Genomic DNA, 13031 nt, shown 5'->3' with positions numbered 1-13031 from the left:
GCCTGATCAGGACCCGCTGCGGCAGCTGGCGGCGCGCAATTTCAGATCTTCCTGCAGCAGCGGGTCCAGGGTCTTGGGATCCATTCGGCTGGCCAGGGCCGTGGCTTTGGTGATGTCCTGGCAGGCGGCGGCCCCATTGCCGCGCAGGCTCTGGAGCAGGAAGCGTTCGTTCAGTGGAACCGGATCCTTGGGGAAGGCAGCCACCACAGCATCGCAGCGACGGATGGCCTCCCCCAGCTTCTTGATCTGCACGTCGCGCAGGCAGTCGTCTGGCTGGATGCTTCGCTCCGGTAAGGATTCTTCGCTGCAGCCGGCCAGTCCGGCCAGAAGCAGAAGCAGGGGCAGTAGAGATCGGCCAGGGGCCTGGCTGCGGCTGCGGACGTGGTCAGTAGCTGTAGCGCTGTTCACGGGTCATGCCGCTGCTTGGTCGGGGGCTGTCTGGCGAAGTCGCGGAGCCGGCGTCAGCCTGGGGCTTGGCGTAGAGGTATCCCAGGAAGCGGCCGCAATCGGGATAGGTCCCGGGGTTCTGAACCACTGCCTCGGTGATCATGACGGCGCCGTGTTCCGGTGAGGTCTTGAACAGGCTGGCGCTCTGACGCTTGATCAAGGCGTAGGCCGCATCCCAGCTCACCTGATGATTGTTACCTGCGCCTCGCATGAAGCAATACACCTGCGCCCCTTTGCTGCCGGCATCGCTGCTCCCTTGAGCCCGTGACGGCAGGGTTGCCGCGCCGCCGAACAGCACGGCGACGGGCAGGAGGCCGTGCAGGAAGACACGTGGCAGGCGGAGATCCATGGTGCCGGGTCAGACGGACGGGCGATCAGGCGCCACCGTATCGGCCCTGCCAGCGCTGTCGAGCAGGCGCTCAAGGAGGCGGACTCGTCAGTGGCAACACCAGCTTCACCACCAGGGGCAGTACCAGCAGCACTGTGATCAGGCGAACAGCATGCAGCGCCGCTACGGCGGCACCGACGCCGAACTCGGCCCCCACCAGGCTCATGCCGCTGATCCCGCCTGGAGCGGCTCCCAGCAGGGCCACCACAGGATCGATGCCCAGCAGGCGGCTGCACCACAGCCCCACCACCAGGCCTGTGAGCACCAGGGTGAGGGTGATCAGCACCGCCGGCCGCCACAGCAGACGCAGCTCGGTCAGGGCGGTGGCCGTGAGACCGGTGCCGATCACGGTGCCGATAGCGATTTCCAGCACGGTGCGGCTGCCACTGGGCCACTGCGCCAGCTCCAGCCGTCCACTCATGCTCAGGATGCCGGCCCCGAGCAGCGCGCCGGCCAGTGGGGCGGCTGGAATGCCGGTACGCAGGGCGAGCAGGCCACCCGCCAGACCTGCCAACCCATAGAAAACCAGGGGCCAGAAGGAGGCCATCCGGCGAGGGGATCGAACAATGCCTGCCAGTCTGGCGGGTGGGAGGCTGTCTTCAGGCTTGAGCGGAGCCGGCGGGTGTGTTGTGATCGGCCTCGATCTGCCCTGTCTCGATGACGTCCGAATCGGTGTCCTTTCGCATTACGCGCCATACGGAGACCCTGGCGGAAACCATTCACACCCTCTCGCAGCGGCTGCTGAAGCTGGAGCAGCGGCTGGTGGTGGTCGAACGGCAGCTGTCCAGCGTCGATCAGTCCGATCCGGCAGAACTCGACAGCCTGGAGAATGTTGAGCGGCTGCTGCGGGATTGCCGCCAGTTGCTTGAGGTCTCCGAGGGTGATGTGATCGCCATGGCCACTGATGCGGCTGCCTAAGCACACAAACCTTGCGGCAAGCTCCCGAAACTCCGAAACCGGTGACAAAATGGAAAGAAAGCCAGCCATGGCCTTTCCCTCCCTTTCCGGTACCCCCCTTCAGGGGTTGACCCAGCGCTCCGCTACCAGCTTCGGCAGCGCTTCTCAGCCCTCTGGAGCGCCCCCCCACCGGCTCTTGCAGCCTTCCGAGGGTGATCATCAGCTTGAGAAGCTTGAGTTCGCTCTGGCCGTTGCTCTCACCAAGGGAGACGAGCAGCGTGCGGCGGTCCTGCGGCAACGCATCCTCGAGTTGGGGGGCAACAGCGAAGAACCAGGAACCTGATCGCTTCCGCCAATGTCCTCCTGGCGACCTGCTTGGCCAGGAGGCGCTGGCTTCAAGGCTGGTTGACTCCATGCCTGTGTCCTGGCTGGGATCATCAGTCCTCGGGTGGGCGCAGGCTTTGGCCGGCAGCACAACCATCCGGTGCTGGATGTGCCGCGCGATGACAATCGGTTGCCTGACGCTGACCTTCTGGCAGAGCTTGCCGCAAGATTGCTATCATCAGCTTACGAAGGATCAGTTTGTGGTCACATCGATCTCTAATGCCTCTCCTTCGCTTTGTGCCAGGAGTCGATCGACCCTTCCGTGAGCACTGCTTTCGAGCGAGCAATGTTCCCCGTGAGCGCTGCTTCCATCTCGATGGCCTTCTCCTTAATCGTTGTCCTTGATGCCTTCAGTGGATGTCGGGATTGCGGCCACTCTGGACTGTCCATGCTTCTGGCTCCCTCTTCCGTTTTTGTCGTCACGTGCTTTCTTCCATGCAGGCCAGGGTGAAATCGTTGCGGACTCCCACGGCTGTGCTCAATCCGCTGCGCTCCTCGGCGGCTGCTTCCGCTGCGGATGACCGTCTGGCCTTGAACCAACGGATCACCCGTCTCGACTCTGAAGCCCGCCTCGCTGCAGAGCAGGGCGATGTGACGGCCTCCGCCCGCTCCATCCTGGAGCTGCTCGATTGCGAACGTCGTGCCGGTCAATCCGGTCCACAGGTGCTGCAGCTGATCAAGCCGCGTTCCTGAGCCTGGTGAGTGCTGCACACCCTGCGGTGACAAAGGCCGCCGCTGTTTCGGTTTTCGCGACCATGTGAGCCGGTTCGCCGAACGGGGTCGTGAGGACCGAATCGATCCGGTGGGTTTCTACGACAGAGGGATCGATCAATTCCGACGACATTGGCATCACGAGGGCGATGAAGCCCCGCCAATCATCCTTCGCCACCAGATCATGCTGAGCCTGCGCACCTCCTCTCCCTACGGTCTGATCGATCGTCTTGAGCAGCAACTGAACCAACAGCTGAACCAGCTGCCGCAGAACACTGAGCACGTGCCGGCAGCCGAGGTTCATCAGACTGAAACGGCTTACACCGTTGTGCCCGAACTGCCAGGGGTCGACAAGTCCGCCATTGATGTCAAGGCCACCGATCGAAGCCTGGTGATCAGTGCCGAGCGTCGATCCGGCCGAGAGTCTCTGGCCGCTGAAGGCGTATCAGAGGGTCAAACTTTGCCCGAAACCAAGCCTGACCCTGCCCCACTTCTGAGCGAATTCCGCTACGGCACCTGGAGTCGTAGCTTCCGTTTCCCTGTCGCCATTGAGCGCGATCAGCTGGAAGCCACCTATCACGATGGTCTGCTCACCGTGACCGCCCCCAAGGCTAACAAAGTCAGCACCGTCACGGTGAAGGTGGCTGGCTAACACCATAGTCCTGCCCCTCGGGGTGGCTCACACGTTCCCATGAACCATGCGCCCCTGGCTTCCTGTCGGGGGCCTTTTCTGTCCTGCGCCATCGAGGTGAGCTCACTGAACCCAGCCGCTCTGACACGGACAAGTGCCACCTGTTCAGCTTGGGATGCTGGCATGTCAGAAGCTTCGAAGGCGGAAGCGATCGGATCATCATCCCTGCGTTGTGGACTTCTTCCTGCCAATCATCCAACTCTGCCTGGTCAAGCCGCGGCGTCACTTCTTTCCGAGCAAGTGGAGGACGATCAGCAGAATGCTGCCCATGATGATCATGTTCATCGCCAGTTTGGTGATCAAGCGTTTGCGCAGCCTGGCCGATGCGGATTTGAATCTGCCGTGAATTTCTGGGTTCAATATGGAATGCTTCTCGGGTTGTTTTGATCGCGTTGAGCAAACTCCCCTCTTCCCAAAATAGGATTGCTTGAAGGGGAATGTCTCCGGATTGATGCCTTGAGACTGGTCTGCTCGTCCGTGATGTTGATTGAGGATTGACAAGAAAGGCGTCAACGGCGTCTTTGGCTTCATTGAGGCTGATTCCTGTTTGCTCGCGAGTGGTCTTGATTGCCTCGATTAATCGTCCTTCTAGGACAAGGGCTCTTGGATCAACTCTAAGCCCTGCCATCTGCTGGGTCTGCGTCGGTCGCCTCGGCAAGCGCGGCAACGGGCTGGGGCGAGTTGTTCAGGGCGTCGGCGACTCCAGGATTGGCGACGGCATGGAGACACCGAGGCAAATAATGGCCAGCGGCCAACTGCATTAAACTCTCAACTGGATCACCAGTCATGCTCAGCATCTCCTCTGTAGCTGTTCTTTTTTCATGGTCTATCTCCTATTTGCGATGATCTGGCTGATTCGTGCGATTCGTCCATCCCACCATCTAGAACGGATTCAGCAGTGCCCTCGTGCTGCATCGCATCAAGGTGCTGTCAGACGCGGCTTTGGACTTGCTTTGGCAGCGGGTTCAAGCACGGTGATCGGCTTTCCCTTCACCCCCGCGTAAACCACCACGATCTCGGCAGCTTCCTTGCCGTTGTTCGTGCCGTAGTGGGGTTGATTCACCATCTCGATCAGCCCGTCCCCCGCCTTCAGCTGCACTTTGGCTCCCGCCTCGCTGATCACCAGTAGCTGGCCGCGAATCAGCATGCCGGCGTTGATCACTGGGTGGATGTGCATGGGCAGCCTCACCCCCGGCGGAATCGTGATGTGCAGCACGGTGACTTCCGGCTCGCCGCTGGGATAGGCGGGCAGCTGTGTTCCGTTCCAGGCCTGGCCTGAGCGGACCAGCGTCTGGACCTTGACCTCGGCGGGTTCCCCATCCGCCAGTGTCCTTGGGCCTGCCAGCAGCAGCCCGCCACCGATCAGCAGCAGGGCCAGCCAGCACCGCCGAGTCTTGAGCCTCGTCTGGTGCCTGGTTGCTGCACGGACGGACATGAGTCGCCTGCGGTCAAGCAGAAGTCTGGGGGATTCGGCGCAGGATTGCCAGCCCGTCACTCCCGAGGAGGTGTCGTATCGATCGCCTGGGTTGTCCTGACTCTGGCCAGGTCATCAACCGGGTGCTGACCTGGGCAGTCTCGCCGCCCCCATCACGACCGGCCCTGCCGCGATGGCGTCGCCAGCACCAGTAGCGCCGCGCTCACCAGCAGCACCACGGTGGACAGGACCTGGATCTGAGGAGAGATCTGACGCTGGAAAGCACCGGCCAGATAGAGCGGCAAGGTCATTGTTTCACCGGTTGTGAAGCTGCTCACGACATAGTCGTCGAATGACAGGGAGAAGCAGAGCAGGGTGACCCGGCGGAAGGCCTCCAGCGGTGGTGCCCCCAGATCCTGGGTGCCAGTTCCAGGGTTGGGTCGAATCCTGCCAGCCGGGCCTTGAGGATCAGCGCTGCGTAGCTGAGGCAGAACAGGCTGTGGGACAGCAGCAGGGTGAGGGGTCCACGCGGTAGATCGATGCCCACGACCAGGTTCAGCAGCGCTGTGGCCAGCACGATCTCCGGGTTGGTGAGCGGCAGGGCCAGCAGCAGCTCAATCCAACGACTGTGCTCACTCTTTCTCGACGAGGTGTCGTAAGCCTGCGATCATGTTCTGATCGTCAGTGTGCTGGCTGTCGTTGAAGACTCACTTCAGATCTCCGGCTTCCACCCGCGTCCGAATCTTCTTCAGCAGCTCCCGTACCTGGGGGCTGCAGTCGTCGAACATCCCACCGTGGCGATCGCTCCTGGCCACGAAGAACAGGGCGCAGCGCAGCTCCGTGAGCGTGGTTGCACAGTTGTGGTTGGCCAGATCGGCGCAGGCCTCGAATGACCCGGCCGCTTCGTAACCATTGATCGTGTGGGCGAAGTGCTCCCAGCCGTGCAGGTCTCCCTCGGGATCAGGAATCCGTGCAAGGTCGAGCTGGTGGTTGGTCAGTTCCTTCAAAACGATTGGCTGCTGCCTGGGTGGAGGCTAGTGGCGCATCGTCATGGGAATGGCTGCTTCTGTCGGAACGATCCTGTTGAGCTGGTACTTCCTGCCTCTGGGCCAGGACGGTTGCACCGGGCATTCGTTTCTGTCTAACGGGAGTGAGCGCAACGGCAGTCCAAGTCCCACTCTGTCTTTCGCAGGAAGAGTTGCCTGGCAGCCTGCCCTCGCCTGCACGCTGGGTTCAGGCATGCGCCCCCGGTCAGATGAACGACGACGACATCTGCTCCGCCCTGGACACTGACCTCCCTGCTGTCTCCGACTCTTCACTGCCAGGACCGCCGCAGGCTGGCCAACCCATGCGCAACGCCGAGGATGGCTACATCGCTGCTCGGCACTCTGCCCTGGGGATACTGCGCCCCATTCTCGCAGCCATGGAGGATTCCAAGGTGCTTCAGCCGGCAGTGTCTCGATCACCTGAGGTGAGGCCGGCACCATGGCCGAGATCGCCCCGAGGCTTGAAGAACTGGAGGGCCTCCACCAGGGGCGCTCCTTCATGCGAACGACTGGTGGTGGGGTAACTCTTCTGGGGCTGGGTCCCTGGGGCGACGGCATCGCCCGGCTCCTGCTGGAACCCAGCGATCTTCTGTTGATCGTTGGTCTGGTGCTGCTGGCGGCCCAGGCTGGCCATCGGCCTGCTGCTGCTCGGCTGGCATTGGCAGCAGAATGGCGCGAACGGTTCCAGCGGGTCACTCCCTGGGGGTAAGGAGGAAAGTCCGGTGGGGTGCAGGATCGCCCTGAATCGATCACGGCACTGTCTCGCAGCCGTGATGGAGGCCCTCCGGCTTTCTCAGTCAGAACGCTCGCCGTGTTCACCCACCATCACCGGCGCGGGCCGGCTCGTTCGATGACACCCTCCTCCTCCTTCCGCTCCCTGGCCCCCATCGCCGGCGCTGCCTGCCTGCCTGGCGATGCTGCTGCTGGATCAACCGGCCCAGGCCCACGGCATCGCCCAGGGCAGCATCGCCGCCTGCTTCCTGCATCCGCCCACCGGTGCCGATCACCTGTTGCTGCTGATCGGTGTGGGGGCGGCCGCGGCTCCGGCGGACGGCTCCGCCGCGCTCTGGTGGCTGGGCGCCTTCGGCGCCTCGCTGCTGGTGAATGGCGGTGGCTTCCTGCTGCTTGCCCTCTGTGGGGGCGTGATCGCCCTGGAGCCGATCGGGCTGCTGGTGCGCTGATCCCTTGGTGTTCTGATTCCGGCTTTTCGCCCACCCCTTGCCCTTCATCTGATTGTTCATGGCCGCCGATGTCCTCGTGATCTCCGTCAGTGCCGGCGAGAATCTCCGCCTCGCTGAGCGCTTTGCGGCAGCGGCACGCGGGCACGATTTGTCCGCGGAGGTGCTCAGCCTGACGGGCCTCTCACTGCCTCTGTTCAATCCTCTGACTCTGGCGGAGAGCGGCATCCCCGCTGGGGTTGCTGAGCTCAATGCACGGCTGGATGCGTCTCCCCGCTGGGTGATCTGCACACCGGAGTACAACGGCTCGATTCCGCCGCTGTTCACCAGTGCCGTCGCCTGGCTCTCAGTGCAGGGGGATGATTTCCGCAGGTTGTTCAACCATCGGCCAATCGCGATTGCCACCCACTCCGGCGGTGGTGGCTACACGGTGCTCACCGCGCTTCGGCTGCAGTTGGCCCATCTCGGTGCCAATCTGGTCGGCCGGCAGCTGGTGAGCAATCGCTTCAACCCGGCCAAGGACGACTCGATCGATGATCTGGTGGTACGTCTGCAGAGACTGGCAGCGATCAATCGCTGATTGATCAACAACGGATTGATCGCTAACGGATCAATCAAGAACTGATTGATCCACAGTCGAATGGATTGATCCGGGCGCAGGCTCTCAGCGTTGTGCCCCCTGAGCTCCGTACCACTTTCGGTACCACTGCTCCATCTGTTCAATCTCCTCGCTCTGTACCAGCACCATGGCTTGCTGCAACTTGCTCAGCTCGGGGTGTTGGGCGTTGATCTGGGCCATGGAGGCCATCATCACGCCCATCTGATGGTGGGGAATCATCTGTTCGATGAAGGCTCGATCGAAGTCTGGAGCCTGACTCAGGGCGACCAGGTTTGTGCCCCAACCCATGGGCCCACCCCCCATTCCCATCCCCATCCCCATCCCCATCGCTCCCATCCCGCCCTGCCAGCCCCAGCCCGCGCCCGGTCCCCAGGTGGGCACGCTTTGGCCGAACCACTGCTGGTACCAGGTGCGCATCTGGGCGTTTTCTTCGGTCTGACTGGCCTTGATGCTCTTCGCCAAGGCCTTGATCTCGGGCCGCTGCGCGCGGGTGAGGGCGAGATCGGCCATGGCGATCGCCCCGTCGTGGTGCGGGATCATCATCACGATGAACTGCTGGTCCGAATAGCCCATCCCCATCCGGCCCGGGCCTCCTACGCCTCCTCCAGTTCCATGCATGCCTGCACCGCCCCAGCCCTGGGACAGGCACTGGGCGCCGGACCACAGGGAGATCGTGATCACTCCTCCTGCGGCCAACAGCAGAAGGGCGGGCCGTCCGAAGCGTCTTCGAGGTGGATCGTTGGTGGTCATCCTTTTGATACCGCTCGCTAACCGTCCATGTCCAAGCTGGCCACGGGCTAACGAGTGGAATGACAAGTCAGCCGAATGTTCACCGCGTCCTCCGCCGGCCGGGGGCTGCTCAGACGTTGAGATTCGGGCAGATCACGGCCATGTTCGGCGCTGGATCGCTTTGCCAGTTCTGCAGCAGGCTGTGTAGTTCCTTCCTGAACTGACGCAGCTCCCGCAGCCTTGCGTCCACCAGATCAATCTGCCGTTGGAGCTGCCGCTGGATGTCGCCGCAGGGGAGCTCGCCGGCATCGTGCACCGCCAGACACTCCTGAATCTCATCCAGAGTCAGACCGAGGCTCTTGAGCCGCCGGATGAAGTCCAGGCGCCGCAGGCTCTCCTCGCCGAACAGGCGGTAACCGCCTTCGCTGCGGCCCACCGCCGGCAGGAGGCCGAGATCTTCGTAGTAGCGAAGGGTCTTGATCGGCAGGCCACTGCGGCTGGCGAGGGGGCGCCGATCTTCATGCCAACGGTGGTCATGGGCTTGACTCTCCTCTCGTGGGGAGACTCTAAGGTGACGGATCTCTGCTTCTCTCTCACTCCGTGAACCGCTTCGCTCTGGCTCTCCTGCTGGCGGCTGGCGTCTGCCTGGGCAGCAGCGACGCCCGTGCCCAGGCCAACGACATGTTTCCGAGCCGGACCGCTGCGGAACAGCGAGCCAAGGAACTCCAGTGCAGTGGTGCCTTTGCGATGGGAAAGGAATGGATGCCCTGCCAGAACTTTGATGTGTACGAGAAGGCCGTCTCTCAGGAGAAGTGATACCAGCAGTTCCTGTTCTGTCTCTGATCTTTGTCTCTGACCATCCTCTCGAAAACTCGATGATCCAGCACTCCAGCAGCTCCTTCCCGCAGCCCAACCGTTGGCCTCTGCTGGCTGCCCTGGCAGCGGCGGCCTTCGCCCCGTTGCTCATCACCCCAGCCGCCGAGGCCCATATGAAGGGTATGTTCAAGACCAGGCAGGAAGCCGAAAAACGGGCCGCCGAGCTCAAGTGCAAGGGGACGTTTGCCATGGGCTCGCCGTGGATGCCCTGTGCGAATGAGCAGGCGCTCCACAAGGCCCTGCAGAACAACTAACCCCACGCCGGCGATCCCCATGAGCCGCCGCCACCTGCGCCGCCGCATCCACCGAGCCCTGGTGCCGATCGCAGCGGTCCCCTTGATCATCACCGCACTGTCGGGCTCGATCTATGGACTGATGCTGGCGAACAACATCGATGCCTTCTGGCTGCTCAAGATCCACACGGGCAACTTCGGGGTGCTCAACCTGCAGCCCTATGACTCGGCGATCATCGGAATTCTGACCTTGATGATTGCCTTCTCCGGTGTCGGCCTGATGTTCGCTGGTCGCCGTAAGCAACCAACAACACCGAGCCCAGAGGCAAAAGATCGGGAATCGGGATACGAAAATCACCGGAGATGACTCTCCAGTCAACTGGACACCACTAGGTTGAAGGGATGGCTCCGCTCCAGCGTCCGGCCCCTGATGACACGTCCCCGATGAGCGCCCCTTCCGCCAGTCCGTCCTGTTGCCACTCCGATGCTGCAAAAAATCTTTTATGGGCACCACGAAAAATACCGATTTACCTTGGAAGCAGCGATTGAGACTCATGTACTGGCCGGCGTCGGCATTGGCCAATGGTCGCGACAAGGCCGATTTTTCGTGGTGCCCTTATTTTTGTTAAGGAGAGTGTCGATTGCGGACCCTGCCTTTAATAATGGATAGATCGCTTTTGTATTAATGGCTGAACGAGACATTATTTCTAGCATTAAAGAGCTGCGTGATGCGATTTTGAATTATGAGGTTAAGGAAGTTTCCAGTGATCTGGTTTTTAATTTTCCACCCAGTCTGGGCCCTTCACTTTATGATCCGAATCTAGGCTTTGCTTGGTCAGGAAGTTCGGCGACTTTGTATGACTTGCTTGTTCTTAACCAACGATTCCAATCTTCATCGATTGATTCGTCTAGTAACGATCGTAATGTATTAAAGATTGACCGTAAAGTTCTTAATGGGCTCCAGCGTGGTGTGGGATTTGGTTTTGGATATCAAACATCTCTCAGTGCTGAAGAATTAGAGAATACTAATTATCCGGTTTTTGACGTTGTGGATACATTTGCTGTTTCACTTGTTATCTTTGACAAGAAAAACGGACCTTTTACGGCATTTGATGCAGATGGTAAAGAAATTTCGATTGATCAGTTAACAATAGACCAGAGAATCCCAACCCAGGCTTATTGGCAGGAACTCCTTAATGAGAAGATTTCGAAAAATGTTGACAACCCCATTCCTATCCCTGAGATTGTCTTCACTGAAATAACTGATCACTATGCGAATAGTAATTCGACACCTACAAATTATGGAAATATTGTTGGCATAAAAGATACGCTATTTTTTGGTGGTGGGGGTCCCGGTGTTTTACAGCCAGACGGTGTTTCTTTCAATGACGGATTTACTGTTGCTGATTTTGACACTTGGAATACGTTCCCTGAAGAGTTTGTAAGCTCAGAGGGTGCTTTTGAGCTCATGAAGAGTGTTAATAAAAGCTTTGGAGTACAAGGAACTCCAAATTTCTCCCTTGACAAGGCATCTGGAATTTTTTACGAAAAGTTTTTGCAAAAAAGGTTAGAGGAATATAATCTATTTAAGAATGTGAATAATTATGAATTTCTTGAATATAGAAAGGCCGAAATTATTGGCGAGCTTGTGGTATTGGTTCGTTCATTTGAAAATTTTCAGCTAGCTTCCTCTGCTTTGAATACTGGTAGCAATGGAGAAGGATTTTCAAATGCTGCCAATCCATTGGTTGGAAGAAGTTATGAGGATATTACTTTGAGCGATGACTCTTATCTTGATAGGTTCATGGGGCAAGAGTTTATTATTGATAACTTGAAGCTTCCTGGTGCTGGAGAATATGGTGCTGAGGGTTGGTTGTCTTTGAACTCAAGTTCTGTTAACCCTGATCTAAATGATAAGACTTACCCAGGTGATGGATGGTTTAAGTTGGATCCAAAGAGATCACTTGGGAAGAAAGATATTGGTGGAGATTTAAGTGATTTCAAGAGTAATTTTGTCATCAATGACCATACGATTAAATACGCCGCTTTTGTTCGAGATTCAGTCAGTAGTGATACGCTCTCTGCCGCTGAGCTGACCTCTGAATCTAAGGATACTCTTCAAGGTAGTACCCGTATTAGTAATGATGCCTTTGAGGATGTTCGGATTGATGATCTTGTGGGCTTTGGCAACGACTTCCTTCCGGATGAATTCAGTACGTTCATCTCAATGGCTGGCGGGGTAGATCGAGTCACAGGAAGCCGCTTTGCCGATGTGATTATTGGGCCCGATCAAAGTAGCCTGCATGGAACCATGACACTTGACTCTGGAGATGGCGACGATTTTGTGAAACCAGGAAGGGGGCAGTCGTTGTTGCTGCTTGGAGAGGGAAGTGATGTAATTGCGTTCTCTAAGGGGGATTTGTTTGGTCAATCAATCTTCCTTGACTACAACATGGAAGAGGATGTATTGATCTATGAAAAGGGAATTACTGCAGAAATAGATGCGAATGATGGCTCAATTCTTTATTTAAAGGATGATTCTAGTGATGCCATGAAGACAGTCCTGCTGTCCGGTTCTAGTGATCTGCTGTGGTCAGAGCAATCAATCCAAGCTGGTTTCTAATGTTGATATCTAAAGGCTGTTGAGCGGGTTTTTTAGTTTCTGTGCCCAATTCTTTTTTTCGTCGCTGAGAACCCAGATAGGGCAGATTCGCGGATCTGTGAGAGTGACTCTGGACGCAACCACGTTCGGCTTGTCAAGTATGGAGTGGTTCAACTGCTTTGGTCTTTACTAAGCCAGCAATATTCGTTGGTTTTGGAACGCTGCGTGTCTATACACTCCACAACTTCTCCACACTTTGTTTTGAAAGTAGTGAAGTCAGGCTGTTTGAAGTCTTCGGCCTCTATTGGGTGCTGTGCGAATAGCGTTGGGATCGGTCGGTGATCGTGCACCGCTTGGTGGAACTCTCACAGGTTGAAGTTGATGCCCTGACTGGGATCCTAGAGAAACCAGAAGAGGTGAGGATGCATAGTTGTGGGGTAGATAGTTTCTAGCTTTTGGACCATTGCTGCATGGCTAGTGTCTTAAGGGCACCACGAAAAATCGGCCTTGTCGCGACCATTGGCCAATGCCGACGCCGGCCAGTACATGAGTCTCAATCGCTGCTTCCAAGGTAAATCGGTATTTTTCGTGGTGCCCTTAAATAGGCTCTATTGGTTGCTTTTTGTGTGCTGATCAGGTTGTCCTTGCTTCTTGATTAGGTAGCAAGCTCCGTCAGCGCCCTTCCAGCCCCTAGACTAATACGCATGTACCGGTCAGGATCGCTATGGCCATGAATCGGATCCAGTTCCAGCCGAGTCTTTCTCTGCCTCAGTTCATCGAGCTCTACGGCACCGAGGAGAAGTGTGAGGCCGCCCT

The 13031-nt window shown here is 58.2% G+C and carries 20 protein-coding genes; 11 read left to right on the top strand and 9 right to left on the bottom strand.

Going from position 1 to position 13031, the window contains the following annotated elements; translation table 11 throughout:
* Positions 1-6: 6 nt before the first annotated feature.
* The 3 genes from VB777_RS09760 to VB777_RS09750 all read right to left on the bottom strand — a co-directional run bounded on the left by VB777_RS09760 (position 7) and on the right by VB777_RS09750 (position 1382).
* The gene (locus VB777_RS09760) at positions 7-408 is read right to left on the bottom strand and encodes a hypothetical protein (RefSeq protein ID WP_197157891.1); all 402 of its coding nucleotides are present in this window, start codon (positions 406-408) and stop codon (positions 7-9) included.
* Positions 386-796, bottom strand: a complete 411-nt coding sequence (locus VB777_RS09755; protein ID WP_323248632.1) for a DUF6554 family protein — start codon at positions 794-796, stop codon at positions 386-388. Before VB777_RS09755 ends, VB777_RS09760 begins: the two co-directional genes overlap by 23 nt.
* A gap of 70 nt (positions 797-866) precedes the next feature.
* Positions 867-1382 (bottom strand): AbrB family transcriptional regulator, encoded by a 516-nt coding sequence (locus VB777_RS09750; RefSeq protein ID WP_323248630.1) that lies wholly within the window; start codon positions 1380-1382, stop codon positions 867-869.
* Between the two features lie 110 nt (positions 1383-1492).
* Here VB777_RS09750 and VB777_RS09745 point away from each other — a divergent pair, with 110 nt between their 5' ends.
* From VB777_RS09745 to VB777_RS09725, 5 genes are all read left to right on the top strand, one after another.
* On the top strand, positions 1493-1753 hold the full coding sequence (locus VB777_RS09745) for a hypothetical protein (protein ID WP_197157895.1): 261 nt from the start codon (positions 1493-1495) through the stop codon (positions 1751-1753).
* Between the two features lie 67 nt (positions 1754-1820).
* A complete protein-coding gene (locus VB777_RS09740) occupies positions 1821-2075 on the top strand; it encodes a hypothetical protein (protein WP_197159382.1) in 255 nt (84 codons plus the stop codon).
* Between the two features lie 476 nt (positions 2076-2551).
* Positions 2552-2809, top strand: coding sequence for a hypothetical protein (locus VB777_RS09735; RefSeq protein WP_231605696.1), 258 nt, complete (start codon positions 2552-2554; stop codon positions 2807-2809).
* A 202-nt stretch (positions 2810-3011) separates the two neighbouring features.
* The gene (locus tag VB777_RS09730) at positions 3012-3479 is read left to right on the top strand and encodes an Hsp20/alpha crystallin family protein (RefSeq protein ID WP_323248627.1); all 468 of its coding nucleotides are present in this window, start codon (positions 3012-3014) and stop codon (positions 3477-3479) included.
* Positions 3480-3690: 211 nt separating this feature from the next.
* Positions 3691-3864: a hypothetical protein gene (locus tag VB777_RS09725; protein ID WP_197157899.1), complete on the top strand. Its 174-nt coding sequence runs from the start codon at positions 3691-3693 to the stop codon at positions 3862-3864.
* A gap of 573 nt (positions 3865-4437) precedes the next feature.
* Here the strand turns inward: VB777_RS09725 and VB777_RS09720 are convergent.
* The 4 genes from VB777_RS09720 to VB777_RS09705 all read right to left on the bottom strand — a co-directional run bounded on the left by VB777_RS09720 (position 4438) and on the right by VB777_RS09705 (position 6612).
* A complete protein-coding gene (locus VB777_RS09720; RefSeq protein ID WP_323248625.1) occupies positions 4438-4953 on the bottom strand; it encodes a cupin domain-containing protein in 516 nt (171 codons plus the stop codon).
* Positions 4954-5105: 152 nt separating this feature from the next.
* The gene (locus VB777_RS09715; RefSeq protein ID WP_323248623.1) at positions 5106-5270 is read right to left on the bottom strand and encodes a hypothetical protein; all 165 of its coding nucleotides are present in this window, start codon (positions 5268-5270) and stop codon (positions 5106-5108) included.
* 369 nt (positions 5271-5639) lie between these two features.
* Entirely contained in the window at positions 5640-5939 is a 300-nt protein-coding gene (locus VB777_RS09710) for a hypothetical protein (protein WP_231598112.1), read from the bottom strand.
* 436 nt (positions 5940-6375) lie between these two features.
* Complete coding sequence (locus VB777_RS09705; protein ID WP_323248621.1) at positions 6376-6612, bottom strand: hypothetical protein; 237 nt, start codon at positions 6610-6612, stop codon at positions 6376-6378.
* Between the two features lie 280 nt (positions 6613-6892).
* Here VB777_RS09705 and VB777_RS09700 point away from each other — a divergent pair, with 280 nt between their 5' ends.
* Positions 6893-7159 carry a HupE/UreJ family protein gene (locus VB777_RS09700; protein ID WP_323248619.1) on the top strand — a complete coding sequence of 89 codons (267 nt, stop codon included), beginning with the start codon at positions 6893-6895 and terminating at the stop codon, positions 7157-7159.
* Positions 7160-7217: 58 nt separating this feature from the next.
* The gene (locus VB777_RS09695; RefSeq protein WP_323248618.1) at positions 7218-7736 is read left to right on the top strand and encodes an NAD(P)H-dependent oxidoreductase; all 519 of its coding nucleotides are present in this window, start codon (positions 7218-7220) and stop codon (positions 7734-7736) included.
* An 84-nt stretch (positions 7737-7820) separates the two neighbouring features.
* On the opposite strand, the gene VB777_RS09690 is transcribed toward VB777_RS09695, so the two are convergent.
* Positions 7821-8348: a DUF305 domain-containing protein gene (locus VB777_RS09690; RefSeq protein ID WP_323248616.1), complete on the bottom strand. Its 528-nt coding sequence runs from the start codon at positions 8346-8348 to the stop codon at positions 7821-7823.
* Between the two features lie 286 nt (positions 8349-8634).
* On the bottom strand, positions 8635-8985 hold the full coding sequence (locus VB777_RS09685; RefSeq protein WP_323248652.1) for a heavy metal-responsive transcriptional regulator: 351 nt from the start codon (positions 8983-8985) through the stop codon (positions 8635-8637).
* Between the two features lie 119 nt (positions 8986-9104).
* Here VB777_RS09685 and VB777_RS09680 point away from each other — a divergent pair, with 119 nt between their 5' ends.
* The 4 genes from VB777_RS09680 to VB777_RS09665 all read left to right on the top strand — a co-directional run bounded on the left by VB777_RS09680 (position 9105) and on the right by VB777_RS09665 (position 12236).
* Entirely contained in the window at positions 9105-9320 is a 216-nt protein-coding gene (locus tag VB777_RS09680) for a DUF3721 domain-containing protein (RefSeq protein WP_323248614.1), read from the top strand.
* 59 nt (positions 9321-9379) lie between these two features.
* On the top strand, positions 9380-9634 hold the full coding sequence (locus VB777_RS09675) for a DUF3721 domain-containing protein (RefSeq protein WP_323248612.1): 255 nt from the start codon (positions 9380-9382) through the stop codon (positions 9632-9634).
* Between the two features lie 82 nt (positions 9635-9716).
* Positions 9717-9980, top strand: a complete 264-nt coding sequence (locus VB777_RS09670) for a hypothetical protein (protein WP_323248610.1) — start codon at positions 9717-9719, stop codon at positions 9978-9980.
* Between the two features lie 318 nt (positions 9981-10298).
* Positions 10299-12236 (top strand): hypothetical protein, encoded by a 1938-nt coding sequence (locus VB777_RS09665; RefSeq protein ID WP_323248608.1) that lies wholly within the window; start codon positions 10299-10301, stop codon positions 12234-12236.
* The last annotated feature ends 795 nt before the right edge of the window (positions 12237-13031 follow it).

The sequence above is a fragment of the Synechococcus sp. CCY9202 genome (assembly GCF_034931685.1).
GTDB lineage: Bacteria > Cyanobacteriota > Cyanobacteriia > PCC-6307 > Cyanobiaceae > CBW1002.
The sequence above is the reverse complement of the archived record's forward strand: the minus strand, read 5'-3'. Positions and strand labels throughout refer to the sequence as shown.

Coding starts and splice junctions, on each gene's coding strand:
- VB777_RS09700 (WP_323248619.1), top strand. CDS start 6,893: ATGCTGCTGCTGGATCAACCGGCCCAGGCCCACGGCATCGCCCAGGGC.
- VB777_RS09750 (WP_323248630.1), bottom strand. CDS start 1,382: ATGGCCTCCTTCTGGCCCCTGGTTTTCTATGGGTTGGCAGGTCTGGCG.
- VB777_RS09695 (WP_323248618.1), top strand. CDS start 7,218: ATGGCCGCCGATGTCCTCGTGATCTCCGTCAGTGCCGGCGAGAATCTC.
- VB777_RS09735 (WP_231605696.1), top strand. CDS start 2,552: ATGCAGGCCAGGGTGAAATCGTTGCGGACTCCCACGGCTGTGCTCAAT.
- VB777_RS09745 (WP_197157895.1), top strand. CDS start 1,493: ATGACGTCCGAATCGGTGTCCTTTCGCATTACGCGCCATACGGAGACC.
- VB777_RS09665 (WP_323248608.1), top strand. CDS start 10,299: ATGGCTGAACGAGACATTATTTCTAGCATTAAAGAGCTGCGTGATGCG.
- VB777_RS09720 (WP_323248625.1), bottom strand. CDS start 4,953: ATGTCCGTCCGTGCAGCAACCAGGCACCAGACGAGGCTCAAGACTCGG.
- VB777_RS09675 (WP_323248612.1), top strand. CDS start 9,380: ATGATCCAGCACTCCAGCAGCTCCTTCCCGCAGCCCAACCGTTGGCCT.
- VB777_RS09705 (WP_323248621.1), bottom strand. CDS start 6,612: ATGGCCAGCCTGGGCCGCCAGCAGCACCAGACCAACGATCAACAGAAG.
- VB777_RS09730 (WP_323248627.1), top strand. CDS start 3,012: ATGCTGAGCCTGCGCACCTCCTCTCCCTACGGTCTGATCGATCGTCTT.
- VB777_RS09690 (WP_323248616.1), bottom strand. CDS start 8,348: ATGGGCTATTCGGACCAGCAGTTCATCGTGATGATGATCCCGCACCAC.
- VB777_RS09755 (WP_323248632.1), bottom strand. CDS start 796: ATGGATCTCCGCCTGCCACGTGTCTTCCTGCACGGCCTCCTGCCCGTC.
- VB777_RS09740 (WP_197159382.1), top strand. CDS start 1,821: ATGGCCTTTCCCTCCCTTTCCGGTACCCCCCTTCAGGGGTTGACCCAG.